This window comes from Kitasatospora sp. NPDC096077, assembly GCF_040303245.1.
GTDB lineage: Bacteria > Actinomycetota > Actinomycetes > Streptomycetales > Streptomycetaceae > Kitasatospora.
In genome coordinates this window covers 1-23,622 of sequence record NZ_JBEOSV010000022.1, presented here as the reverse complement: position 1 = coordinate 23,622, position 23,622 = coordinate 1, and the positions used below count along the sequence as shown (strand labels likewise).

Here is a 23,622-nt window from a genome sequence, read left to right as displayed (position 1 = left end):
CGTGGCGGAGGGTGATCAGGCGGAGCGGTCGGCGTACTCCAGGACGTGCTCCGCGAGCAGTCGCCCGACCTCGGGATCCCGCCGCCGGAACGCCTCGATCAGCGGACGGTGGTCGGCGGCGTTCTCGTGCAGCTCCGGCCGGACCCGGTGCAGCGACAGCACCGTCCACACCTCGACGCCCAGGCCCTCCCAGGTCCGCAGCAGCGTCCCGTTGCCGGAGGCGGCGACGATCTCCCGGTGGAACGCGACCCCGTGCCGGGCCTGGCCGAGGGTGTCACCGGCCTCGGCGGCCGCCGCCATCGCCTCGGCGTGCCGCTCCAGCGCGCCGGTGTCCCCGGCCAGTCGGACCACGGCCTCCTCGGCGGCCGGCCGCTCCAGCGCCGCCCGCACCTGGTAGACCTCGCGCAGCTCCGCCGGGCCGATCTGGCGCACCCGGACGCCCCGGTTGGGTTCGGTGACCAGCAGTCCCAGGGTCTGCAGGGAGCGCAGCGCCTCGCGCACCGGCGCCTGGCTGACGTTCAACTCGGCTGCCAGGCGCCGCTCGACGATCCGGTCCCCGGGCTGCCAGCGGCCACCGAGCAGGCCCTCCAGCAGCAGCCCGCGCACCTGCTCGCCCAGCGGCACCCGGGACAGTGGGTCGGCCGATCCGCCCGCCGTCAGGGGCGTCGGCGTCGGCGCCGGCGTCGGGTGGTTCATGGCGTTCTCCAGGCTTTCCGGGGGCGGGAGTTCGGCGGGCGGCCGAGGGCCGGTCAGGCCAGGCCCAGCTCGTCGCCCGGGCGCGGCGCGAGGAATCGGGCGACCTCGGCCTCTGTCACTCCGGCGAGCGTACCCGGCGACCACTGCGGCCTGCGGTCCTTGTCGATCACCTGGGCGCGGATGCCCTCGGGCAGGTCGGGGCCGTCCAGCGCGGCGCAGGAGACGCGGTACTCCTGGTCGAGCACGGCCTCCAGGGAGGGCAGGGTGCGGGCCCGGCGCAGGGCGGCCAGGGTGACCTTGACGGCGGTGGGGGAGTTCCCGAGGATCAGCTCGGCGGCCTCCTTCGCCGCCGGAACGCCGGAGTCGAGCAGCCGCTCGACGATCTCCTCGACGGTGTCGGCCCGGTAGCAGGTGTCGATCCAGGCGCGCTGCCCGTCGAGCTCCGCGGGCGGTGCGGGCTCGGCGTGGGCGGCGACGGTCGCCACCGGGTCAGTGCCGTCGGCGAGGGCGTCGAGCAGTCCGGGCAGGCGGGCGGACGGGACGTAGTGGTCCGCGAAGCTGCACAGCAGTGCGTCACCGGGGCCCATGGAGGCGGAGGTGAGCCCGAGGTGGAGGCCCAACTCGCCCGGGGCGCGGGCCAGTAGGCGGCTGCCGCCGACATCCGGGACCAGTCCGATCCGGGTCTCGGGCATCGCGATCACGGTGCGCTCGGTGACGATCCTCAGTGCGGCGTGCGCGGACAGGCCGATGCCGCCGCCCATGGTGATGCCGTCCATCACCGCGACGAACGGCTTGGGGTAGCGGGCGATCAGCGCGTTCACCCGGTACTCGTCGCGGAAGAAGGCGCGGGTGCCGGCCCCGCCGGCCGTGACGTCGGCGTGCATCGCGCGCAGGTCCGCGCCCGCGCACAGGCCCCGCTCGCCGGCTCCGGTCAGGACGACGGCGCGCACCCGGTCGTCCGCGGCCCAGTCGTCCAGCGTGGCGCGGATGGTGGTGATCATGCCGTGGGTCAGCGAGTTGAGCGCTCGCGGGCGGTTCAGCACGATCCGTCCGAGGCCGCTGCCGAGGCCCCTGCTGTTGCCGCTGCCGTCGGTGTCGCCGCCGGTGTCCAGGACCGTCCGGACCTCCGCCGCCTCTGCGCTCATCGCAACCGCTCCGTCCCCTCGGTGATCCGGCCTTCCGCGATCCACCGTACCGGGGCGGGTGGGACGTCGTGATCACGAGGCCGGGCCGTCGGCCATCGGCCAGTGCGACGCCGACGAACCGCCCGACGGTGGCGGCGGGGCGCGAACAGGGCAGGGCAAACGGATAACAGCTGACAGATTTCAGATGATGAAATCTGTCAGCTGTTATCCGTTATCCGTTACTTGTTTTCTGTCAGCCGTCAGCCGTCAGCCGTCAGCCCCGCACCCGACCCGAGACCTCGCCGAACCCGACCGCCGCGCCGTCCGGCCCCGGGGCCGTCGCCGTGATGACGACCTCGTCGCCGTCCTCCAGGAAGGTCCGGGTGCTCCCGTCCGGCAGCTTGAGCGGCTCCTCGCCGTTCCAGGTCAGCTCGATCAGCGCGCCCCGGGTGTCCCGCTCCGGCCCACTGACCGTCCCCGAGGCGAACAGGTCGCCGGTGCGCAGCGAGGCGCCGTTGACGGTCATGTGGGTCAGCTGCTGTTGCGCCGTCCAGTACATGGAGGCGAACGGCGGGCGCGAGACCAGGTGCCCGTTCAGCCGGACCTCCATCGCCAGGTCCAGCCCCCACGGCTCGTTGCCGCGGTCGTCCAGGTAGGGGAGCGGCTCGACGTCGCGCTCCGGCGGGCTGACCCGGGCGTGCTGCAGGGCGTCCAGCGGCACGATCCACGGCGAGATCGACGTCGCGAAGGACTTGCCGAGGAACGGTCCGAGCGGCACGTACTCCCAGGCCTGGATGTCGCGCGCCGACCAGTCGTTGAGCAGGCAGACACCGAACACGTGCTCGCGGAAGTCGTCCAGCACGACCGGTCGGCCCAGTTCGGACGGCGTGCCGACGACGAAGCCGACCTCGGCCTCGATGTCCAGCCGCCGGGTCGGCCCGAAGCTCGGCACCGCGTCGGCGGGCGCCTTGCGCTGCCCGTGCGGACGCACCACCGGGGTGCCGGAGACGACGACCGTGCCCGCCCGCCCGTGGTAACCGATGGGCAGGTGCTTCCAGTTGGGGGTGAGCGGCTCCGAGCCCGGGCGGAAGATCCGGCCCAGGTTGGTGGCGTGGTGCTCGGAGGCGTAGAAGTCGACGTAGTCCGCGACCTCGAACGGCAGGTGCAGCTCGACCTCGTCGGCCGGCAGCAGGGCCGGCGACAGCGCCTCGCGGAACGACTCGTCGGTCAGCCAGCGGGTGAGGTCGGCGCGCACCCGGGTCCAGACCGAACGCCCGGCCGCCATCAGCGGGTTGAGCGAGTCCGCGTCGAGCAGCTCGGACGGCGCGCCGGCCGCGCGGGCGGCGGCCCCGGCGTCCAGCACGAAGGCCCCGATGCGCACGCCGATCCGGCGCCGCCCGGGCCGGTCGGCCGCGGTGAAGACGCCGTACGGCAGGTTGTGCACGCCGAACGGCGAGTCCTGCGCGCTGGTGAGCCAGCTGCGGGGGCTGCTGGGGGTGGTGCTCAACGGTCCTCCCGGACGAGTGGACTGGGCGACAGCAGGCCGAGCGCGGCCAGGTCGTCCAGGGGTTCGGTGATGCTGCAGGTGCCGAACGCGGTGAACGAGTTGCGGATCACCGTAACCTGGTGCCCGCTCAGGGCGTGCGCGGCCTTGGCCAGCACCTGGCCGTCGCGTTCGGCCAACACCTCGGCCGCTGCGGCGGGTTCGGTCTCCTGGGCGGCCAGCAGCACGTTGAGGAAGCCGTGGTGCTCGAAGCCGGTAACCGGGTCGGTGTGCCGGACGGCGTTGTGCAGTCCGGCCGTGCACTTGTACGGCAGGCCGCGCCGGGCGCAGCCGGTGAGGAAGGCGGCCAGCTCGTCCTCGTCCGGGAACGCCTCGGCGACCACTCCGCCGGTGCGGAACTTCGCCCGGTAGGCGCTGTCGACGAGGGCGTCCAGCACCGCGTCCAGCCCGTCCCCGCGCAGGAGTTCGCGCGGCAGCTCGACGGCGGCGGGCACGTCCGGCGGCAGCAGCCGGTCCAGCTCGGCCACGGCCTCCTGGACGTCCCGGGTGGCGAGCTCGACGCCCGCGAGTTCGAAGGGTGCGGCGGCGGTGAGCGCCGGCCCGAGCTCGGCGCTGCCCCCCGGCAGCACCAGCCCGACCCTGAGCGGCCCGGTGCCCGCCACCGCCGCGGCCAGTTCGCCCAACCGGCCCGCCCCGCACAGGAACGGGCCGACCGCGTCGGCGTACCAGGCCGTGCGGTGGGCGCGGTGCGCGGGCACCGCGTCGACGACCGGCAGGTTCCCCGGGGGGAACACCGCCGCGTCGTCGAAGAGCCCGCGGAACAGCTCCGGAATCACCGGGGCCGGGGCCGGGGCAGCGCCGGCGCTCATCGCCCGGGCCCCCGACCCGCCCAGGTCCAGGCGTAGCCGGTGTCCTCGGTGGCCTGCCCGCCCTCGCCGAGCTCCAGTGGGCGGAAGGTGTCCACCATGACCGCCAGCTCGTCGAAGAACTCCACGCCGATGCTGCGCTCGTACGCGCCCGGCTGCGGCCCGTGGGTGTGCCCGCCCGGGTGCAGCGAGATCGAGCCCTGGGCGATGCCGGAGCCCTTGCGGGCCGCGTAGTCGCCGCCGCAGTAGAACATCACCTCGTCGCTGTCCACGTTGGCGTGGTAGTACGGCACCGGAACCGACAGCGGGTGGTAATCCACCTTGCGGGGAACGAAGTTGCAGATCACGAAGTTGTTGCCCTCGAACACCTGGTGGGCCGGCGGCGGCTGGTGGACCCGCCCGGTGATCGGCTCGAAGTCGCTGATGTTGAAGGCGTACGGGTACAGGCAGCCGTCCCAGCCGACCACGTCGAAGGGGTGGTGGGGCACGGTGTAGCGGGTGCCCGAAACCCCGTTCGGGCCGCGGTGCTTGACCAGTACGTCGACGTCTCCGGGGGCGTCGACCACCAGCGGCCCGACCGGCCCGCGGAAGTCCCGCTCGCAGTACGGCGCGTGCTCCAGCAGCTGTCCGTACTTGGAGAGGTAGCGCTTGGCCGGGGTGATGTGGCTGTTCGCCTCGATGCAGTACGCGCGCAGCGGCTCGTCGCCGGTGGGCACCCAGCGGTGGGTGGTGGCGCGCGGGATGATCACGTAGTCGCCCTGGCCGACCTCGATCGAGCCGAAGACCGTCTCGACCGTGCCCGCGCCGGACTCCACGTACACGCACTCGTCGCCGAGCCCGTTGCGGTACAGCTCGCTGGGGGCCCCGGCGGCGACGTACGAGATCCGCACGTCGCCGTTGCCGAGGACCAGGCGCCGGCTGTTCACGACGTCCGCGGACTTCCACTCCTGGTCGGCGAACAGCTCGTGCAGCTTGAGGTGGCGGGGGAGCAGGGGATGGTTGGGCACCGTGGACTGGTCGGGCAGCTCCCAGGGCGCCGCGTCGACCACCGCCGAGGGGATGCCCCGGTGGTAGAGCAGCGACGAGTCGGAGGAGAAGCCCTCCTCGCCCATCAACTCCTCGTAGTACAGCCCGCCTTCGGGTGTGCGGTGCTGGGTGTGCCGCTTGGGCGGGATGTTGCCCAGCTGCCGGTAGTACGCCATCTCCGTGCTCCTCCTCGACCGTCCGTCAGGGTGTCCTGTGCATAGGATCCCTGAGGCTCACAGGTTGCCGCGACGGTCCTGCTCGCGCTCGATGGACTCGAACAGCGCCTTGAAGTTGCCCTTGCCGAAGCCCAGCGAACCGTGCCGCTCGATGAACTCGTAGAAGACGGTGGGGCGGTCGCCGATCGGCTTGGTGAAGATCTGCAGCAGGTAGCCGTCCTCGTCGCGGTCGACCAGGATGCCGCGCTTCTTCAGCTCCTCGATCGGCACCCGGACCTTGCCGATCCGCTCGCGCAGCTCCGGGTCGTCGTAGTACGCGTCGGGGGTGTTGAGGAACTCCACGCCGCGCGCACGCAGCACGTCCACGGTGGTGAGGATGTCGTTGGTGGCGAGCGCCATGTGCTGGCAGCCGGGGCCGGTGTAGAACTCCAGGTACTCGTCGATCTGCGACTTCTTCTTGGCGATGGCCGGCTCGTTGAGCGGGAACTTCACCCGGTGGTTGCCGCTGGCGACGACCTTGGACATCAGCGCGGAGTACTCGGTGGCGATGTCGTCGCCGACGAACTCGGCCATGTTCACGAAGCCCATGACCCGGTTGTAGAACTGGACCCACTCGTCCATCCGGCCGAGCTCGACGTTGCCCACGGCGTGGTCCAGGGCCTGGAACAGGCGCTTGGGCGAGCCCTCCGGGTGGGTGACGCCGCTCTTGGCGACGACGTAGCCCGGCAGGTACGGGCCGTTGTAGCGGGAGCGGTCGATCAGGGTGTGGCGGGTCTCGCCGTAGGTGGCGATGGCCGCGCGGCGCACGGTGCCGTTCTCGTCCGAGACGTCGTTCGGCTCCTCCAGGACGGTGGCGCCGCTGGCGCGGGCGTGCTCGATGCACTTGTCGACGTCCGGGACCTCCAGGGCGAGGTCGACCACGCCGTCGCCGTGGCGGCGGTGGTGGTCCAGCAGCGCGCTGTCGGGCTGGACGCCGCCCTTGATCACGAAGCGGCAGGAGCCGGAGCGCAGCACGTAGGCCTTGCGGTCGCGGCGGCCGGTCTCCGGACCGGAGTAGGCGACCAGCTCCATGCCGAACACGACCTGGTAGAACTGGGCCGTCTGGGTGGCGTTGCCGACCACGAACACGACCGCGTCCTGGGCGGTGACCGGGAACGGGTCGGAAGCCTGGTCGTGCTCGACGAGGCCGACGAGGCGGCGCAGCTGGTCGGCGTCGAGGCCGGCCTCGCGCTCCTCGGGGGTCAGCTCAAGGGCCTGGGACTGCGGGGTCATCGCTCGTTCCTCCACTCAGGGCCTCGGCGTTGAGGCGTCCGGGGGTGTCCGGGGTTTCCGGGGGCGTGCGGGGGCTCACGGGGGCGTGCAGGCCCTCCGGTCGCGGATCGCGTGGATCGCGGCCGCCGCGGCCGCCGCGCCGCACGGCGAACGGGTGGGCGGTGCGGTTGCGCAGAGCTTGCTCCTGTCGTGAGGGTTGGGCAACAGGTCGATTTTTCACTGCTCAATGTGTACAAGCTGATCAGGAAATCCCGCCTTCGGCTGTGCAGAATGTGCTGCCATCGGGCGGTCCTCGCACGAAATCTGCGCAACCCACCGCTACGGGCTGTCGGCCGCCGCCGGGAGGTGCCGCAGGAACCAGCTCCCGGCCAGCTCAGCGGCCTGGTCGAGGGTGCCGGGCTCCTCGAACAGATGGCTCGCGCGCGGCACCACCGCCAGCTCGCTCTCACCGCCCAGTCCGGTCCGGGCCCGCCGGTTGAGGTCGAGCACCGCGGCGTCCAGCGCACCCACCACGAGCAGCGTCGGCGCGCCCACCCGGCCCAGCACCGCCGGCCCGGCGAGGTCCGGGCGCCCGCCCCGGGAGACCACGGCGCGCACCGTCGGGCCCAGCTCGGCCGCCGTGTACAACGCGGCCGCCGCGCCGGTACTGGCCCCGAACAGGCCGAGCGGCAGTCCGCGCGCCCCCTCGGTGCGGCCCAGCTCCCGGGCGACGGCGGTCAGCCGCGAGCCGAGCAGGGCGACGTCGAACACCTTGCGCCGGTCCGGCTCCTCGGCCTCGGTGAGCAGGTCGAACAGCAGGGTGCCCAGCCCGGACCGGTTCAGGTGGCGGGCGACCTGCCGGTTGCGCGGGCTGTGCCGGCCGCTGCCGCTGCCGTGCGCGAACACCACCACCCCGCGCGCGCCGGGCGGGACGGTCAGCCGGCCGGCCAGCCGGACCCCGGCGACGGGCAGCACCAGCTCCCGGTCGGTGCCGGCGGCCCCGGACTCCGGCGGCCGTTCGCCCCGGGCCTCGGCCAGCAGCCGCAGCACCTCCGCGTCGCCGGTCTGCGCGAAGTCGTCGTAGAACTCGCCGATCGCGAAGAACGGCGACGGCGTGTCGACGCAGACCAGTTCGTCGGCGACCTCGGACAGCCGGTCCGTCCAGTCCGGGGGCGCCACCGGGACGGCCAGGACCACCCGGGCCGCGCCGCGCGCCCGGACGATCCGGCACGCGGCCTTGGCGGTGGAACCGGTGGCGATGCCGTCGTCCACCACGACCACCGTGCGCCCCCGCAGGTCGGCGGCCGGACGGTCGCCCCGGTACCGGCCCGCCCGGCGCTCCAACTCGGTCCGCTCGCGCCGCTCCACCCGCGCCATCTGCTCCTCGCCCACCCCGGCGAGCCGGATCACCTGCTCGTTCAGCACCCGTACGCCGTCCTCGCCGATCGCCCCCATCCCCAACTCGGGCTGGTACGGCACGCCGAGCTTGCGGATCACGCAGATGTCCAGCGGCGCGCCGAGCGCGGCCGCCACCTCGGCGGCCACCGGCACCCCGCCGCGGGGCAGGGCGACCACCACGGTGTCGGGGCCGCCGAGGTGGCCGAGCCGGGCGGCCAGCCGACGGCCGGCGTCGGTGCGGTCGGTGAAGTGGGCTCCGGTGACGTGCATTTCACGGCCTCCGGCTTCCACCGTACGCCGGTCGCGGCGGGGTGGTGCCGGGCGGCTTTCCGGCTGCACGTCGGGGCCTTCCCGCGGCTGGTGGGAGCTTTCCGGGGGTCCGGTCGCCGGTTCGGTCGCCGCCCCGGTTGCGGGTCCGGTTGCCGTCCGGGACGGGAGCCGGGACCGGCCCCGGGACGGTGCGGCGGAGCGGCCGGGATCGGGACGGGACGGGACGCCCGTGCGACCGGGACGGCGGGCGGGGCCACGCCCGTCCGGGTACTGATCGTCGACGACCACCCCCTCTTCCGCGAGGGGCTCAAGGCGGCGCTGGAGAGCGCCGAGGGCGTCACCGTGGTGGCCGAGGCCGAGCGGGTCGCCGACGTCCCGGGGGCGGTCGACCGGCACCGCCCCAATGCCGTCCGCAACCACGTCACCCACATCTTCGAGAAGCTGCACGTGGCCACCCGGGCCGAAGCGGTCGCCCGGGCCCGCGACATGGGCCTCGGCGACGGCTGAGCCGTCCGCCCACCCGGGGGTGATCCGGGGGTGCCGGTCCGCCGACCGGCACCCCCGGGGTCCTGCTCGTCGTCCCCGGTTCCTACGGCTGCATCTCGTACGAGCCCGAGAGCGCCTCGACCCGGGCCCACAGCTTCGCGGCGCGCTCGGCGTCCGCCACCGGGCGGCGCACGTTGGCCAGCGCCCAGGCGGCCTGCTCCTCGGTGGCGGAGGCCTTGCCGTGCAGCTCGGTCGCGTGGGCGGAGAAGTCGCGGACCAGCGCGTCGAAGATCTGGTCCAGGACGTCCGCGTCCAGACCGGTCAACTCGGCTTGCTCCAGAACCAGCTGGCCGTAGACGATCAGCGCGAACAGCTGGCCGATCTCCAGCAGGAAGTCCAGGTCCGCCTGCTGCTCCTTGCTCGGCGCGTTCTTGAGCAGCAACTCGCAGAAGCCGTCGGCCTGTTCGCGGAAGCGGGCGACGTTCGGCAGCTGCGCGTGCCGGTCGTAGGCGGTGCGCCAGTCGTGGAAGCGGATCGCACCGAGGCCGCGGGCCGGGCCCTGGCGGAACAGGAAGGCGTCGTCGGCGGCGTCCAGCCGGGTCGGCACCGGCGCGTAATCGGCGGGCGCGAACAGGTAGTTGCCCATGAACTTGAGGATCAGCGCCAGGTTGACGTGGACGGTGCCCTCCAGCTTCGGCAGGCCGCGGATGTCCTTGGCGGCCTTGTCGAAGTAGGTGTCCGCCTCGAAGCCCTTGGCCGCGATGACGTCCCACATCAGGTCGATGACCTTCTCGCCCTCGGTGGTGACCTTCATCTTGGTCATCGGGTTGAACAGCAGGTAGCGGCGGTCCTCGGGGGAGGCGGTGCGGAAGTAGTCCACGGCCCGCGCGCTGAACAGCTTCATCGCCACCAGGCGGGCGTAGGCGTCGGTCAACTCCCGTCGCACGTGCGGGAAGTCGGTGACCTTCCGACCGTAGAGCACCCGGTTCTGGGCGTGCGTGACGGCCTCGTACATCGCGTGCTCGCAGATGCCGACCGAGGCGGTGCACAGGTTGAACTTGCCGACGTTGACGGTGTTCAGCGCGGCGTCGAAGGCGGCCTGCCCGGTGTGCAGCACGTCCTCGGCCCGCACCGGGTAGTCCTCCAGGCGGAACTCGCTGACGTACATCTGGGCGTTCACCACGTTCTTGACCAGGTGGTACGCCTCGTGGCGGCTGTCGGCGGCGAAGAAGACGTAGCCCTCGGGGCCCTCGACGTCGGAGCGGCGGCCGAAGACCGAGACCAGGCCGGCCACGTTGCCGTTGCCGATGTAGTACTTGGGGCCGGTCGCGGTGAAGCCGCCCTCGCCGTCCGGGGTGAGGATCATGTCGGTGGAGTAGATGTCGGCGCCGTGGGTGCGCTCGGACAGGCCGAACGCCATCACGTGGCCCTCGGCGAGCAGCTTGGCGGCGCGGGCCCGGACGGCCTCGTTCTCGCTCTGCCAGACCGGGCCGAGGCCCAGGATGGTGACCTGCCAGGTGTACCAGTAGCCGAGGCCGTAGAAGCCGAGGATCTCGTTCAGCTCGGCGATCCGTGCGGTGTCCCAGCGCTTGTCGGGGTCGGCCGAGGAGGGGGTCAGGAACTCCGCGAACAGGCCCTCCCGGGCGGCGAATTCGAGGAAGTCGCCGTACCAGGCGCGGTCGATGTAGGTGTCGATGAGCGCCTTCTTGCCGCGGGACTCGAACCAGTCGACGGTCGCGCGCAGCAGCCGGCGGGTCGGCTCGTCGAACTGTGCGGGGTCGTAGGTGCGCGGGTTGAAGAGCATCGGGGGCTCCCAGGGGGTCGAGGGTGGAGGACTCGGCGGTGCGTGGCGTGACGGAGTCCGGCGGACGGCGAGACGGCGAAGCAGAGAGACGGCGAGACGGCGAGGTAGAGAGGCGGCGAGACAGCGAGGAGGCAGAACGAAGATCGGCGAACAGCTGTCAGGCGACAGCTTTCAGCTAACAGATGTTGAAATCTGTCGGCTGAAATCTGTTCGCCGTCATCCGTTCCCCGTTCCGTCCCGTCTGTCGTCCCCGTCCCCGTGCCCGTTCCGTCCGTCGTCCGCGAGTCGGCGCAGGGTGGCGAGCACGTCGTCCAGCCAGGCGAGGGTCATCCGCTCGAACTCGATCCCGCCGCGCAGCACCACGTGCTGGAGCTCCTGCCGGGTGTCCAGTGCGGCGAGGTCGGGGAAGTCCCGCTGCTCGCCGTGCAGGTAGCGGGTGAGCAGGGCGGCGTGGCTCTCGCGGTGCCGTTCGACCTCGGAGATCAACGCGGCCGGGTCGTCGAAGGCGGCGGCCCGGATCTTGACCGCGAGCTCGTGCCGTACGGTCTCCGGCTCGACCGGTTCGCGCAGCCATGCGGCCAGTGCGGCCCGCCCGGGGTCGGCGGCCGAGTACACCTTCTTGTCCGGTCGGCCGTCCTGCGCGACCTCCTCGGCGGCGACCCAGCCGTCCGCCTCCATCCGCCGCAGCACCCGGTAGATCTGCTGGTGGGTGGCGGTCCAGAAGCGTCCGATGGAGCGGTCGAAGCGCCGGGCCAGTTCGTACCCGGAGCCCGGTTGCTCCAGCAGCGAGACGAGGATCGCGTGCTCCAGTGCCATGCCCGCATCCTGCTATGCAACGAGTTGCATAGGCAATGGGCCGTCGGAGTGGTGAGACACAGGTCACCGACGTGACCGGATGGTTATCGGTCATTTCGGATGATCAGGTGCAAAACCATGGAGAAGCGCCAGAATGGGTACGGGGCACGCCCCTTCCATGGTCCGAACCACAGGAGGTGGTATCGGTGGCAACACATCTGCCAACGGGCATGGAGCACCACCCGGACATCGTCGAACTCCGGGAACACTACGAGCGGGTCACCTCGACCCCCCGCGCCCAGGGCGTCGAAGCCCTGGCCGTCCTGGCCGGCCTCTTCCTGGCGGCATCGCCCTGGATCGTCGGCTTCACCGCGTTCAGCACCCTGACCGTGACCTGCCTGATCGTGGGTCTGGCCTACACCGCCCTGATGGCCGGCTACGGATCGGCCTACGAGCGCACCCACGCCCGGGCTTGGGCCGCCGCCGCGCTCGGCATCTGGACGATCATCTCCCCCTGGGCCGTCTCCGGGTCCGTCGCACAAGGCAAGAACATCGTCACCTGCGTCATCGTCGGTGCCGTGATGTTCCTGCTCGGACTCGCGGCGATCTCGATGGCCACGATCACGGCGAACGGAGCATCGATGCGGCTCGGCCGGGCCGGCCGCGCCAAGGGCTGACCTTCCCCGCAGCTCGCGTCCGGGGCACGGAGGGCACGCCAGTGCCCGCCGCGCCCCGGCGCACATCCGGTCCTCCCCGGACCGGGGCGCGCTACGGGTGCGTCATCCGCAGCACGTCCAGCGCCCGGTCCAACTCCTCCTCGGTGAGCGCGCCCCGCTCGACGTACCCGCGCTCCAGCACCACCTGACGGATGGTCTTCCGCTCGGCCAGCGCCTGCTTGGCGACCTTCGCCGCCTCCTCGTACCCGATGTACCGGTTCAGCGGCGTCACCACCGAGGGCGAGGACTCCGCGTACTCGCGGGCCCGTTCGACGTTCGCGCTGATGCCGTCCACCGTCCGGTCCGCCAGAAGCCGGGCGCTGTTGGCGAGCAGCCGCACCGACTCCAGCACGTTCCGGGCGATCACCGGGAGCATCACGTTCAGCTCGAAGTTGCCGCTCGCGCCGGCCAGCGTCACCGTCGCGTCGTTGCCCACCACCTGGGCGGCGACCATCAGCACCACCTCGGGCAGCACCGGGTTCACCTTGCCCGGCATGATGGACGAACCCGGCTGCAGGTCCGGCAGGTTGATCTCGCCCAGGCCGGTGCGCGGGCCCGAGCCCATCCACCGCAGGTCGTTCGCGATCTTGGTGAACCCGACCGCCACCGTGCGCAGTTGGCCGCTCAGTTCGACCAGCGCGTCCCGCGCGCCCTGCGCCTCGAAGTGGTCACGGGCCTCGGTCAGCGGCAGCCCGGTCGCCCGGGCCACCTCCTCGATCACGGCCGCCGGGAAACCGGGCGGGGTGTTGATGCCGGTGCCCACCGCCGTTCCGCCGAGCGGCAGTTCGGCCACCCGTGGGAGCGTGGCCAGCAGCCGTTCCCGGCCGTGCCGCACCTGCGCCGCGTAGCCGCCGAACTCCTGGCCGAGGGTGACGGGCGTGGCGTCCATCAGGTGGGTACGGCCCGACTTGACCACCTGGGCGAACTCGACCGACTTGCGCTCCAGCGCCTCCGCCAGGTGCTCCAGCGCCGGGATCAGGTCATGGGTGACGGCGGCGGTGGCGGCGATGTGGATCGAGGACGGGAACACGTCGTTGGACGACTGGCTCGCGTTGACCTGGTCGTTCGGGTGGACCGGCCGCCCCAGCCGCTCGCCGGCCAGGGTGGCGATCACCTCGTTGGCGTTCATGTTGGACGAGGTGCCCGAGCCGGTCTGGAAGACGTCCACCGGGAACTGTCCGTCCCAGCGGCCCTCCGCGACCTCCTCGGCCGCCGCCGCGATCGCCTCGGCCGTCTCCTCGTCCAGCACCCCGAGGCGGGCGTTCACCCGCGCCGCAGCCGCCTTGACCCGGGCCAGCGCGGCGATGTGCGCGCGTTCCAGCCGCTGGCCGGACACCGGGAAGTTCTCCACCGCCCGCTGCGTCTGCGCCTGCCACTTCGCGTCGGCCGGCACCCGGACCTCGCCCATCGAGTCGTGCTCGATCCGGTACTCCTGCGGCTTCTCCCGCTCGTCACCCATCGTGCGCTGCACCTCCTGTACGGGCCTGATCCGCACCGGCCCGAGCCGGGCACCGGACCGATCGGTCCGGCACCGGCCCGTGCGGTCCCGTTCGGCCCGGTCACGGTTCTTCCGATCACGACAGCTTCGCGCGGGCCCCGGGTATTTCCGCCCGCGGCCGGAGAGTCCGCCGTCAGGGCGTGTCCGACCCGCCCTGACGCGCCGAGGGGGCCGGTCGGGGCAGGTCGAAGCGCAGCAGGGTGCCCGGCTCGGGGCCGAGCTGGGCGACCACCGTGCCGTCCGGCGACCAGATGCCGGAGCGGCCCGAGGTCTCCGCGAACTCGCCGCTGGCCCCGGCGCTGGTGGACAGTACGCCCCAGACCCGGTGCGCGGTGGCCCGCTCCCGCAGGTGGCCGTCCAGCCGCTCGGCCTGGGCCTCGCCCGGGCCGTACAGGGTGGAGGCGACGTAGGCGTCGATGCCGAGCGCGGCGGTCTCCGCGGCGTGCGTCGGATCGGCGGCGTCGGCGCAGACCGCCAGGCCCAGCCGCAGGCCGTCCAGCTCCAGCACGACGGGCTTCTCGCCCGGGGCGAAGCGGTCGGACTCGGCGCCGTGCAGGCGCATCTTCCGGTAGACCACGGTGGCGCCCTGGCCGGTGACCGCCAGGGTGGCGACGGACTCGCGCCCGTCGGCCTCCGCGACCGGTGCGCCGACCAGTGCCAGGGCGCCGGTGGCGGCGCAGGCCTCGACCAGTGGCGCGAGCCGGGGGTCCGCCGGGTCGACGGCGGGGGCGGTCAGGTCGTAGCCGGTCAGGGACAGCTCGGGGAACACCACCAGACGGGTCCCCGCCTCCCGGACGGCCTCGGCGTGCCGTCCGACGTTGACGGCCACGGTGTCCGGACGGCCGGGGGCGGCGCAGACGGGCTGGGCGACGGCGACGGCGACCGTCGACGGCGCGGGCGCGGGCGCGGACGCGAGTACGGACGGGGAAGTGGACCTGGGCGTGGGCGTGGACGGGGGCATGGCGGGGCCTTCGGGCAGGTGGGGGCGGTAGGCAAGATCAACCTATGCATCGGCCGAGGCACCGGGCAACACTCTTGGGGCCCCGGTCCGGCCGGCCCGGGGACAGGGCTGGACGACAATCGGCAGTTCGCGCCATGATCACTCGAACGAGTGAGATCCCGGCCGGATCGCTTCAAACGGTCGTACGGCACTTCGTACGCTCCTGACCGGGTCGGGCGGAACACCGACCGCCCCGGAGTGCCGCGATCGGCCCGGGGAACCGACGCAGGGGGCGGACCGGATGACCACACCACACCACGGCGATCACACGACCGACGCCGTGACCGACGATATGACCGGCCGCGGCCTGACCAGGCGGCAACTGCTGGGCGCCTCGGCGGCCCTCGGTGGCGCGGCCTGGCTGCTGCGCGGCACCGTCGGCCCGGACAGCGCCGAGGCGGCCACGCCCGCGCCGCCCGGCCTGCCCGCCGGCACCGAGCTCTACCAGCGGGTGTTCCAGAACTGGTCCGGCGAGATCCGCACCGACCAGCTGTGGACCTGCGCCCCGCGCACCCCCGAGGAGGTCCCGGCCCTCGCCGACTGGGCGCACGCCAACGGCTGGCGGCTGCGCGCCACCGGCTACCGGCACACCTGGGCGCCGCTCACCGTCGCCAACGGGACGCCGGAGAGCGCCCGCGTCCTGCTGGTGGACACCAACCGCCACCTCACCGCGATCACCGCCGACTCGCCCGGCACCGTCCGGGTGCAGACCGGCGCCAGCATGGAGGCGCTGCTCGCCCACCTGGCCGACCGGGGCCTCGGCCTGACGGCCTGCCCGGCGCCGGGCGACCTCACCGTCGGCGGCGTGCTCGCGATCGGCGGCCACGGCACGGCCGCGCCCGCCGCCGGCGAACTGCGCCCGGACGGGCACGGCTACGGCTCGGTCAGCAACCAGGTGGTCCGGCTGACGGCCGTGGTCCTCGACCCGGCCACCGGCCGCTACACCCTGCGCACCTTCGACCGGGCCGAGGCCGACAGCGCCGCCTTCCTGGTGCACCTGGGCCGCGCCTTCCTCACCGAGGTCGTCCTGCGCGCGGGCGCCGACCTCCCGCTGCGCTGTGTCAGCCGGCTGGACATCCCGGCGAGCGACCTGTTCGCCCGCCCCGGGACCGCCACCGGTGGTGGCGGACTGCTCGGCGGACTGCTGGGTGGCGGCGGTGGCCCGCGCACCCTCGCCGATTTCGTCGAGCGGGACGGCCGGGTCGAGGCGATCTGGTTCGCCTACACGGAGTTCCCGTGGCTCAAGACCTGGACCGTCGCCCCGACCAAGCCGCTCGCCTCCAAGGCCGTCGACCAGCCCTACAACTACCCCTTCTCCGACAACATTCCGGAGCCGGTCGCCCGGCTGGCCGGCCAAATCGTCTCCGGCGCCTGGGGATCGGCGCCGCTGTTCGGCCAACTTCAGTACCTTGTCGCGAAGTTGGCCCTCACCGGTGACCTCACCGATGTCCTGCTCTCCGGTGGACTGCTGCGCGACCTGCTCACCGGTGACCTGATCACCCACCTGCTGGCCGGCGGCCTGCGCTCCGACCTCTGGGGCCCCTCGCGCGCCCTGCTGCAGTACGTCCGGCCCACCACGCTGCGGGTCACCGCCAACGGCTACGCGATCCTCACCAAGCGCGCCGACCTGCAGTGGGTGGTCAGCGAATTCGCCGCCTACTACCGGCAGTTGCTCGCCGACTACCAGGCCCGGGGCGAGTTCCCGGTGAACGGCGCGGTGGAGATCCGGGTCACCGGCCTGGACGACCCGTCCTACTCCGGCGTCCCCGGCGCCCGGCCCCCGCTGCTGTCCGCGCTGCGGCCGCGGGCGGACCGGCCGGAGTGGGACACCGCGGTCTGGCTCGACGTCCTGGCCTTCCCCGGCACGCCCGGGCTGGAGCGCTTCGCCCGGGACCTGGAGCAGTGGCTGCTGCGCACCTTCGACGGCACCCGGGCCGGTATGCGGGTCGAGTGGTCCAAGGGCTGGGCCTACACCACCGGCGCGGCGTGGTCCGACCAGGACCTGATCGGCCGGGCCATCCCGGACAGCCTGCGCGCCGGGGGAGGACCGGGCTGGGACGAGGCGGTCGCCGTCCTGGACCGGTACGACCCGCACCGGGTGTTCGGGAACCCCTTCCTGGACGGGCTGTTGAAGTAGCCCGGGCTGGGCGAGGGTGGCGAACAGGTGCCGACTGACAGGCGACAGCTGACAGTCGACGGATAACAGATGACAGATAACAGCTGACGGCTGACAGATGATGAAATCTGTCAGCCGTCAGCTGTCTGTCGCCGCCCTGTGATGGTCGTGGTGGTCGCGGTAACCGTGGCGGCCGCGGTGCGTCAGATGTACTCCATCACGAGCAGGGCGAGGGTCTTGGGGGCGAGGGCCCGGAAGACGTGCGGGGCGTCGGCCGGGTAGGTGATGTAGTCGCCCGGGCCGAGCTCCACCGGGGCCTCGGTCGGGCCGACCAGAGCCCGGCCGGAGCCGATCACGACGTGCTCGACGGTGCCGGGCATGTGCGGGTCCGAGGCCCTGGCCTCGCCGGGCTCGGCCTCGATCCGGTAGATGTCGCGCCGCGCGTTCGGCGGGCAGGAGGCGAGCACGGTGGCCGCGTAGTCGGCCTGCTCGGAGTGGGCCACCGGGCCCTCCCCGGCGCGAAGCACCTTGACGGTCGGGCGCGGTGGGTCGACCAGCCGACTGAAGGGCACGTTCAGCGCGACCCCGAGGGCCCAGAGCGTCTCCACGCTGGGGTTGCCCGCGCCCGACTCCAGCTGCGAGAGCGTCGACTTGGCGATGCCCGCGCGCCGGGCCAGCTCGGTCATCGACAGTCCGCTGCGCTCGCGTTCGCGCCGGATGGACGCGGAGATCTGCCCGATCAGCTCCGTGCCGGTGCCGTTCGTGCCCTCGGTCCGAGGAGTCCCGTCACTCATGCTCGCCACTCACGTTTTCTCCAGGCTCCTTCGGTCGGCTTCCCGCTGGTGGTGCCGTTCATGCTGCCACGGCGGGCCCGGAGGGAGTCCGGATGCCGGTCGGTGCTGTTCGGTAGGCCGGTCCTCCTGTTCGCCTTGACGAACCCCGGGCGTCGGGTTCACTCTGATGGACATGCGTTCGCTACTCCGAACACTCGAACATGCCACCCTTCGCGACATCGCCCTGGTCTCCCTCGCCGACGCGCTGGTCGGTGCCTCCTTCGGCGCGATCAGCGTCTCCGGCGGTCTGCCGCTCTGGGTGCCGACGGCCCTCTCCGTCCTGGTCTTCGCCGGCGGCTCGCAGTTCGCGGCCGTCGGTGTGGTGCTGTCCGGCGGCGGCGCGCTCGCAGCCGTTGCCACCGGACTGGTGCTCAACGCCCGCCTGCTGCCGTTCGGCTTCGCCGTCGCCGACGTGCTCCAAGGCCCTTGGTGGAAGAGGCTGTGCGGGGCGCAGCTGCTCACCGACGAGAGCGCGGCCTTCGTGCTGCGGCAGCACGAACCGCGGCGGCGCCGGGCGGCGTTCTGGGTCTGCGGGATCTCGCTGTTCGTGGTGTGGAACGTGGCGGTGCTGCTCGGGGGTCTCGCGGGCGGGCTGATCGGGAACACCGATGCGCTCGGCCTGGACGCGGCCTTCCCCGCGGTGCTGCTGGCGCTGGTCCTGCCGTCGCTCGCGGACCGCGGGACCCGTACGGCGGCGGTGGTGGGTGCGGTGGTGGCCGTCGCGGCCACGCCGTTCGTGCCGGCCGGGCTGCCGGTACTGCTCGCCCTGGCCGGGCTGCCGTTCGCCGGGCGGCCGGGAGTGCGGGCCGACGCGGAGGCCGCACCGGGGGAGCCGGAGCTCGCCGCGGCGGCCGTGAAGGAGGACGTCCGATGATGCCGCTCTACGCCGTCCTGCTGCTGGCCGCCGGCACGTACGCCTATCGGGTGGTCGGCCCGCTGCTCGGGCACCGGCTCGTGCTCTCGGAGCGGCTGCGGCACCTGCTGGCCGTCGCGGCGGCTGTGCTGCTGGTCGCACTGGTGGCGACCGGTGCGCTGACCCAGGGGCACGGTTTCGCCGGGTGGGCCCGTCCGGCGGGCGTGCTGGTCGCGGGCGTGCTCGCCTGGCGTCGTGCACCGTTCCCGGTGGTGGTCGTGGCCGGCGCGGCAACAGCGGCGGTGCTGCGGCTGTCCGGAGTCGGGTGAGGGCGGGCGGCTGGCTGCGGGCGGTGAGCAGGGGGCGGCGAACAGCGAACAACAAACAGCGAACAACTTTCAGTGGACAGATAACAGATGTCGAAAGCTGTTATCTGTCTGCTGAAAGTTGTCAGCCGTCAGCCGTCACCAGCCGGCCCGCTCTCCTCGGCCGTCAACCGCTCCGCCTGCACCTCCGGCCGCTTGCTGTCCCACAGCATCTCCCACACCTTGAACACGCAGTGGTAGTCGCGCATGCTCCCCTGTGAGATCAGCAGGAAGGTGTCGCCGTCCCGCAACAGCGTCTGCCGCCGGCTGCCCATCGGGTGCTCCGGGGTGTACGTCGGCACGATCCGCCGCAGCTCCTCGACCGCCTCCTCCCGGGTGCCCTCGACCTCGCCGAGCACCTTGCTGCCCCAGGTCCGGTCCCGCCCGATGCCCACCGTCTCCTCGACGACCAGCGCCCAACGCGCCATGCTCCGCCTCCCGTTCCCCGTTTCCCGTTCGCTGTGTCCCGTCCGGGCCGCACCCGACGTTCCCAGCCGTCCCGTCAACGCACCAGCGACTTGAAGAAGATCGTGGTCGGGTGCGCCCGGCCGTGCGGGTCGGTCGCGTAGTCCGGCACCGAGCCGACCCTGCTCCACCCGGCCGCCTGGTACATCCGCTCGGCCGGGCTGTCCGTCTCGGTGTCCAGCACCAGCAGCCGGATCCCCGACTCCGCCGCCCGCTCCTCCAGCGCCGCCAACAGCCGCCCGGCCAGCCGGTGTCCGCGGTCCGCCGGGTGCACCATCAGCTTGGCCACCTCGCCGCGGTGCCGGCCGTTGGCCGTCGTCGCCGGTCGCAGCTGCACCGTCCCGGCGAGCCGCCCGTCGGCCGCCGCCCGGGCGGTCCACAGCACCAGCCGTCCGGCCGCGACCTCCGGCACGAGCGCCCGCCACCACGCCGTGGACTCGCCCGGCTCCAGCGGGGCGAGGAACCCGATCGAGGCACCACCGTTGACGGTCTCCGCCAGCAGCCCGGCGAAGTCCTCGACCGAGCCGTCCAACTCCTCGGCCGTCACCTGCTCGACCACGTACATCGCGCTGGACATGTCGTCTTCCTCACTCGCTCCCGTCGGGCCGAGGCCGGGCGGGTTGCGGAATACTCGCCGGTGTCCCGCCGAGACTACAAGGAGCCTCCATGTCGAAGCCGACCCGGATCGATCCGTCCGACCTGCTCGCGGTCGGCGATCTGCTCTCCGACGAGGAGCGGCTGATCCGCGACACCGTCCGCCGGTTCACCGAGGAGCGGATTCGCCCGCACATCGGCGACTGGTTCGAGCGCGGGGTCTTCCCGGTCCGTGAACTCGCCCCCGAACTCGGTGCCCTCGGCGTGCTCGGCATGCACCTCGACGGTTACGGCTGCGCGGGCGCCGACGCGGTGGCGTACGGGGTCGCCTGCATGGAGCTGGAGGCGGCCGACTCCGGGCTGCGCAGCTTCGTCTCGGTCCAGGGCTCGCTGGCGATGCGCTCGATCCACGCCTTCGGCTCCGAGGAGCAGAAGCAGCGTTGGCTGCCCGGCATGGCGGCCGGTGAGCTGATCGGCTGCTTCGGCCTGACCGAGCCCGACTTCGGCTCGGACCCGGCGAACATGCGCACCCGCGCCGTGCGGAAGGGCGGCAAGGGCGGTGACTGGGTGCTGTCCGGCAGCAAGATGTGGATCACCAACGGCAGCATCTCGGACGTCGCCGTGGTGTGGGCGCAGACCGAGGAGGGCGTGCGCGGCTTCCTGGTCGAGCGCGGCACCCGCGGCCTGACCGCGACCGACGTGCACGGCAAGCTCTCCCTGCGGGCCTCCGTCACCAGCGAGTTGGCCTTCGACGAGGTGGTGCTGCCGGCCGATGCCGTACTGCCCGGCGTGACCGGTCTGCGCGGGCCGCTCTCCTCCCTCAACGAGGCGCGCTACGGCATCCTCTGGGGCACCGTCGGAGCCGCCCGCGACTGCTACACCGCCGCACTCGACTACGCGAAGAGCCGGATCCAGTTCGACCGCCCGATCGCCGGATTCCAGCTCACCCAGCAGAAGTTGGTCGAGATGATGCTGGAGGTCGAGAAGGCCTACCTGGTGGCCCTGCGGATCGGCCGGCTCAAGGAGGAGGGCGCGGCCCGCCCGCCGCACATCAGCTTCGGCAAGCTCAACAACGTCCGCACCGCGCTGGAGATCGCCCGCAGCGCCCGGACCGTGCTGGGCGCCAACGGCATCACCACCGAGTACCCGGTGCTGCGGCACGCCAACAACCTGGAGTCGGTACTGACCTACGAGGGCACCAGCGAGATCCACACCCTGGTCCTCGGCGAGGCCATCACCGGCGAGTCCGCCTACCGCTGACGGGGGTGCTCCGGCTCCCTCCCGGCCCGCGAAATCGGTGGCCGGGCCCGTCCCGGCCCGGCTACCGTCCCCGCCATGACCAGTCAGTCCGTCCAGTCCGGCCAGTCCGGCCAGCCCGTTCAGTCCGTTCGGGCCGTTCAGTCCGGCCAGTCCGTTCGCAGCCCCTCGACCACCACCCTCTGGCGCCCCACCGGCCCGCAGGAGTTGGCCCTGGTCGAGGCCGCCGACTGGCGTGCCTGGCCGCCCCGACTGCCGGAGCAGCCGATCTTCTACCCCGTTCTGAACGAGGACTACGCGATCCGGATCGCCAGGGACTGGAACGTGCCCGCCTCCGGCGCCGGCTACGTCACCCGCTTCGAGGTCGGGACGGACTTCCTCGCCCGCTACCCCGTGCAGCGGGCGGGTGGCCGGACGATCCTGGAACTGTGGGTACCCGCCGAGGAGTTGGCCGAGTTCAACCGGCACATCGTCGGCCGCATCGAGGTCGTCCACGAGTTCCGGCCGCAGCCGTGACGGCCCGCCCCGCGCCCATCCTGCTCACCTCCGCCCAGGCGACCAGCACCACCGCCCTGCTCACCGCCGCCGCTGTCCGCCGGGGCCTGGCCACCGCCGTTCTGGACGGCCCGGACCCGGTCGAGCGGTTCGCCGGGCGCCCCGTCCACTGGTACGGCGGGCCGCTCGTCGCCGCCCGGATCGCGGCGCCGCTCGGGCTGGCCCTGCTCGAACCCGAGGACGACTGGCTGGCCCGCCTCCCCGAGGAGTTCACCCGTCGCCGGATCGAACTGACCACCCTCGCCGAGGCCTGGACGCTGCGCCGTCCGGCCTTCGTCAAGCCGCCCGCCGACAAGTCCGTGCCGCCCGCGGTCTACCCGGACGGCTCCCGGCTGCCCCGCACCGGCGAGCGGATCGGCCCGGACACCCCGGTCCTGGTGAGCGAGCCGGTGACCTTCAGCACCGAGTACCGGCTGTTCGTGCGCGACGGCGAGGTGCTCACCGGCAGCCGCTACGCCCGTTTCGGCCGGCTCGATCCGGGTCCGCTCACCGACGGGGCCACCGCCTTCGCCCGCCGACTCCTGGACGCGGTCGGGGAGACCCTGCCCAGCGCCGTCGCCCTGGACGTCGGCCCGATCTCGGACCCGTACGACCCGGTCGAGCACTGGGCCGTGGTCGAGGCCAACCTGCCCTGGTTCGCCCACTGCTACGCCGCCGACCCGGACCGGGTGCTGGACGTCGTGCTGCGCGCGGCCGGGCCGGTCGCCGACCTGGCCGGGTCCGACCGCCGCTTCGTCAGGCGCTTCGTCCGCCGCTCCGTCCGGACGCCCGGCTGACGACGGCCGCCCCGCGGGTGTGCCCGGCCGACGACGGCCACCTCCCGCGGGTGCCCGGCCGCCGCCCGCGTAGGGTCGGCGTCCCGACACCTCACGGACACCCGCCGTTCGGTGCCCCGACGCCGCGCGGTCCGGCGGGCCGTGAAGCATGGCGCGGTCGGCGGCGCCCTCGGCGGGCGCGGCCGGGTGTGCACGACCGAAAGGAAGCTCCACCATGTCCGCAGCCCAGTGGCCCCGCCCCCGCGTCCTCGTGGTCGGGATCGACGGAGTCCGCCACGACTACCTCGCGCAGGTGCCGATGCCGCGCCTCCAGGAGGTCGCCGAGGCCGGGTTCCTGGTGCCGGTCACCGTCGCGGACTCCACGCCCACCATGTCCGGACCGTGCTGGGCCACCATCGTGACCGGCGTCGAGCCCGCCAAGCACGGCGTCTGGGGCAACCACCTGGGCGGCAACCGGCTGGACGTCTTCCCCGACTTCGCCACCCGCCTCAACCGCGGCGACCGCCGCCGCACCTTCGTCGCGGCCGGCTGGGACCCGCTGATGATCAACGAGGCCGGCGGCCCGCTGTTCCGCGCCCCCGGCCGGCTCTCCTACATCGCCCCGGCCGAGGACACCCCCGAGGCCTGGGAGACCGTCGACGAGGAGGTCACCCGGGAGGCCGTCCACGTCCTCGCCACGGCCGACCCCGAGGCCTCCTTCGTCTACCTCGGCGCGGTGGACGAGACCGCCCACTTCCTCGGCTGCGGCGAGGAGTACCGCGCCGCCATGCGGACCGCGGACGAGCGCCTCGGCCGCCTGCTCGACGCCGTCCGCGGCCGGGCCACGTACGCCGAGGAGCAGTGGACCGTCATCGTGGTGACCGACCACGGGCACGTCGACGCCGGCGGCCACGGCGGCCGTACGGTCGAGGAGCGGACCGCCTGGGTCGCCTGCGCCGGGCACGACATCCCGGCCGGCCCGCCCACCGGGGAGATCCGCCACCCCGACGTCGCCGCCCAGGTGTACGCCTCGCTGCTGCGCCCGATCGACCCGCACTGGACGCTGGACGGTCGGCCCTTCCCGGTCGCCCGGCCGGTCCCCGCAGCCGTCTGAGTCGCGCAGCCGACTGAGAAAGTGTTGGGTTAGCTGGTGACTACTGGTTGTTGAGGTCGTCGGCGAGGCGGCGTGCTGCTTCGGTCTCGATGGTGCCGCGCGGTT

The 23,622-nt window shown here is 72.9% G+C and carries 23 protein-coding genes; 9 read left to right on the top strand and 14 right to left on the bottom strand.

Going from position 1 to position 23,622, the window contains the following annotated elements:
- Positions 1 to 15: 15 nt before the first annotated feature.
- From ABTZ03_RS20285 to ABTZ03_RS20255, 7 genes are all read right to left on the bottom strand, one after another.
- Positions 16 to 696 (bottom strand): GntR family transcriptional regulator, encoded by a 681-nt coding sequence (locus tag ABTZ03_RS20285; protein ID WP_350514400.1) that lies wholly within the window; start codon positions 694 to 696, stop codon positions 16 to 18.
- 53 nt (positions 697 to 749) lie between these two features.
- On the bottom strand, positions 750 to 1,841 hold the full coding sequence (locus tag ABTZ03_RS20280; RefSeq protein ID WP_350514399.1) for an enoyl-CoA hydratase/isomerase family protein: 1,092 nt from the start codon (positions 1,839 to 1,841) through the stop codon (positions 750 to 752).
- 253 nt (positions 1,842 to 2,094) lie between these two features.
- On the bottom strand, positions 2,095 to 3,327 hold the full coding sequence (gene fahA, locus ABTZ03_RS20275) for a fumarylacetoacetase (RefSeq protein WP_350514398.1): 1,233 nt from the start codon (positions 3,325 to 3,327) through the stop codon (positions 2,095 to 2,097).
- Positions 3,324 to 4,193 (bottom strand): hypothetical protein, encoded by an 870-nt coding sequence (locus ABTZ03_RS20270; protein ID WP_350514397.1) that lies wholly within the window; start codon positions 4,191 to 4,193, stop codon positions 3,324 to 3,326. Before ABTZ03_RS20270 ends, fahA begins: the two co-directional genes overlap by 4 nt.
- Positions 4,190 to 5,392: a homogentisate 1,2-dioxygenase gene (locus ABTZ03_RS20265; protein WP_350514396.1), complete on the bottom strand. Its 1,203-nt coding sequence runs from the start codon at positions 5,390 to 5,392 to the stop codon at positions 4,190 to 4,192. The genes ABTZ03_RS20270 and ABTZ03_RS20265 overlap by 4 nt, the downstream gene beginning before the upstream one ends.
- Before the next feature lie 57 nt (positions 5,393 to 5,449).
- On the bottom strand, positions 5,450 to 6,664 hold the full coding sequence (gene hppD, locus ABTZ03_RS20260; protein WP_350514395.1) for a 4-hydroxyphenylpyruvate dioxygenase: 1,215 nt from the start codon (positions 6,662 to 6,664) through the stop codon (positions 5,450 to 5,452).
- Positions 6,665 to 6,982: 318 nt separating this feature from the next.
- Positions 6,983 to 8,311, bottom strand: a complete 1,329-nt coding sequence (locus ABTZ03_RS20255) for a phosphoribosyltransferase family protein (RefSeq protein ID WP_350514394.1) — start codon at positions 8,309 to 8,311, stop codon at positions 6,983 to 6,985.
- Between the two features lie 90 nt (positions 8,312 to 8,401).
- On the opposite strand from ABTZ03_RS20255, the gene ABTZ03_RS20250 reads away from it, so the two are divergent.
- A complete protein-coding gene (locus ABTZ03_RS20250) occupies positions 8,402 to 8,818 on the top strand; it encodes a response regulator transcription factor (RefSeq protein ID WP_350514393.1) in 417 nt (138 codons plus the stop codon).
- Positions 8,819 to 8,900: 82 nt separating this feature from the next.
- On the opposite strand, the gene ABTZ03_RS20245 is transcribed toward ABTZ03_RS20250, so the two are convergent.
- A complete protein-coding gene (locus tag ABTZ03_RS20245) occupies positions 8,901 to 10,601 on the bottom strand; it encodes an acyl-CoA dehydrogenase family protein (RefSeq protein ID WP_350514392.1) in 1,701 nt (566 codons plus the stop codon).
- A gap of 216 nt (positions 10,602 to 10,817) precedes the next feature.
- On the bottom strand, positions 10,818 to 11,417 hold the full coding sequence (locus ABTZ03_RS20240) for a PadR family transcriptional regulator (protein WP_350514391.1): 600 nt from the start codon (positions 11,415 to 11,417) through the stop codon (positions 10,818 to 10,820).
- 185 nt (positions 11,418 to 11,602) lie between these two features.
- Here ABTZ03_RS20240 and ABTZ03_RS20235 point away from each other — a divergent pair, with 185 nt between their 5' ends.
- Complete coding sequence (locus ABTZ03_RS20235) at positions 11,603 to 12,073, top strand: SPW repeat protein (protein WP_350514390.1); 471 nt, start codon at positions 11,603 to 11,605, stop codon at positions 12,071 to 12,073.
- 91 nt (positions 12,074 to 12,164) lie between these two features.
- Here the strand turns inward: ABTZ03_RS20235 and ABTZ03_RS20230 are convergent, their stop codons facing one another.
- The gene (locus ABTZ03_RS20230; RefSeq protein ID WP_350514485.1) at positions 12,165 to 13,571 is read right to left on the bottom strand and encodes a class II fumarate hydratase; all 1,407 of its coding nucleotides are present in this window, start codon (positions 13,569 to 13,571) and stop codon (positions 12,165 to 12,167) included.
- 172 nt (positions 13,572 to 13,743) lie between these two features.
- Positions 13,744 to 14,571, bottom strand: a complete 828-nt coding sequence (locus tag ABTZ03_RS20225; protein WP_350514389.1) for a carbon-nitrogen hydrolase family protein — start codon at positions 14,569 to 14,571, stop codon at positions 13,744 to 13,746.
- 331 nt (positions 14,572 to 14,902) lie between these two features.
- Here ABTZ03_RS20225 and ABTZ03_RS20220 point away from each other — a divergent pair, with 331 nt between their 5' ends.
- The gene (locus ABTZ03_RS20220; RefSeq protein ID WP_350514484.1) at positions 14,903 to 16,747 is read left to right on the top strand and encodes a cholesterol oxidase substrate-binding domain-containing protein; all 1,845 of its coding nucleotides are present in this window, start codon (positions 14,903 to 14,905) and stop codon (positions 16,745 to 16,747) included.
- A gap of 182 nt (positions 16,748 to 16,929) precedes the next feature.
- Here the strand turns inward: ABTZ03_RS20220 and ABTZ03_RS20215 are convergent, their stop codons facing one another.
- Positions 16,930 to 17,520, bottom strand: a complete 591-nt coding sequence (locus ABTZ03_RS20215) for a helix-turn-helix domain-containing protein (RefSeq protein WP_350514388.1) — start codon at positions 17,518 to 17,520, stop codon at positions 16,930 to 16,932.
- A 172-nt stretch (positions 17,521 to 17,692) separates the two neighbouring features.
- Between ABTZ03_RS20215 and ABTZ03_RS20210 the strand changes: the two genes are divergently transcribed.
- On the top strand, positions 17,693 to 18,433 hold the full coding sequence (locus ABTZ03_RS20210; protein ID WP_350514387.1) for an AzlC family ABC transporter permease: 741 nt from the start codon (positions 17,693 to 17,695) through the stop codon (positions 18,431 to 18,433).
- Positions 18,433 to 18,741, top strand: a complete 309-nt coding sequence (locus ABTZ03_RS20205) for an AzlD domain-containing protein (protein ID WP_502894530.1) — start codon at positions 18,433 to 18,435, stop codon at positions 18,739 to 18,741. Before ABTZ03_RS20210 ends, ABTZ03_RS20205 begins: the two co-directional genes overlap by 1 nt.
- Positions 18,742 to 18,869: 128 nt before the next feature.
- Here the strand turns inward: ABTZ03_RS20205 and ABTZ03_RS20200 are convergent, their stop codons facing one another.
- Together ABTZ03_RS20200 and ABTZ03_RS20195 are read right to left on the bottom strand one after the other, a co-directional pair.
- On the bottom strand, positions 18,870 to 19,205 hold the full coding sequence (locus ABTZ03_RS20200) for a hypothetical protein (protein ID WP_350514385.1): 336 nt from the start codon (positions 19,203 to 19,205) through the stop codon (positions 18,870 to 18,872).
- A gap of 74 nt (positions 19,206 to 19,279) precedes the next feature.
- Positions 19,280 to 19,819, bottom strand: coding sequence for a GNAT family N-acetyltransferase (locus tag ABTZ03_RS20195; protein WP_350514384.1), 540 nt, complete (start codon positions 19,817 to 19,819; stop codon positions 19,280 to 19,282).
- 89 nt (positions 19,820 to 19,908) lie between these two features.
- Between ABTZ03_RS20195 and ABTZ03_RS20190 the strand changes: the two genes are divergently transcribed.
- The 4 genes from ABTZ03_RS20190 to ABTZ03_RS20175 all read left to right on the top strand — a co-directional run bounded on the left by ABTZ03_RS20190 (position 19,909) and on the right by ABTZ03_RS20175 (position 23,517).
- Complete coding sequence (locus ABTZ03_RS20190) at positions 19,909 to 21,096, top strand: acyl-CoA dehydrogenase family protein (protein WP_350514383.1); 1,188 nt, start codon at positions 19,909 to 19,911, stop codon at positions 21,094 to 21,096.
- A 75-nt stretch (positions 21,097 to 21,171) separates the two neighbouring features.
- A complete protein-coding gene (locus ABTZ03_RS20185) occupies positions 21,172 to 21,609 on the top strand; it encodes an ADP-ribosylation/crystallin J1 (protein WP_350514382.1) in 438 nt (145 codons plus the stop codon).
- Positions 21,606 to 22,424, top strand: a complete 819-nt coding sequence (locus ABTZ03_RS20180; RefSeq protein WP_350514381.1) for an ATP-grasp domain-containing protein — start codon at positions 21,606 to 21,608, stop codon at positions 22,422 to 22,424. The genes ABTZ03_RS20185 and ABTZ03_RS20180 overlap by 4 nt, the downstream gene beginning before the upstream one ends.
- A 214-nt stretch (positions 22,425 to 22,638) precedes the next feature.
- Entirely contained in the window at positions 22,639 to 23,517 is an 879-nt protein-coding gene (locus tag ABTZ03_RS20175) for an alkaline phosphatase family protein (RefSeq protein ID WP_350514380.1), read from the top strand.
- Positions 23,518 to 23,622 lie beyond the last annotated feature (105 nt).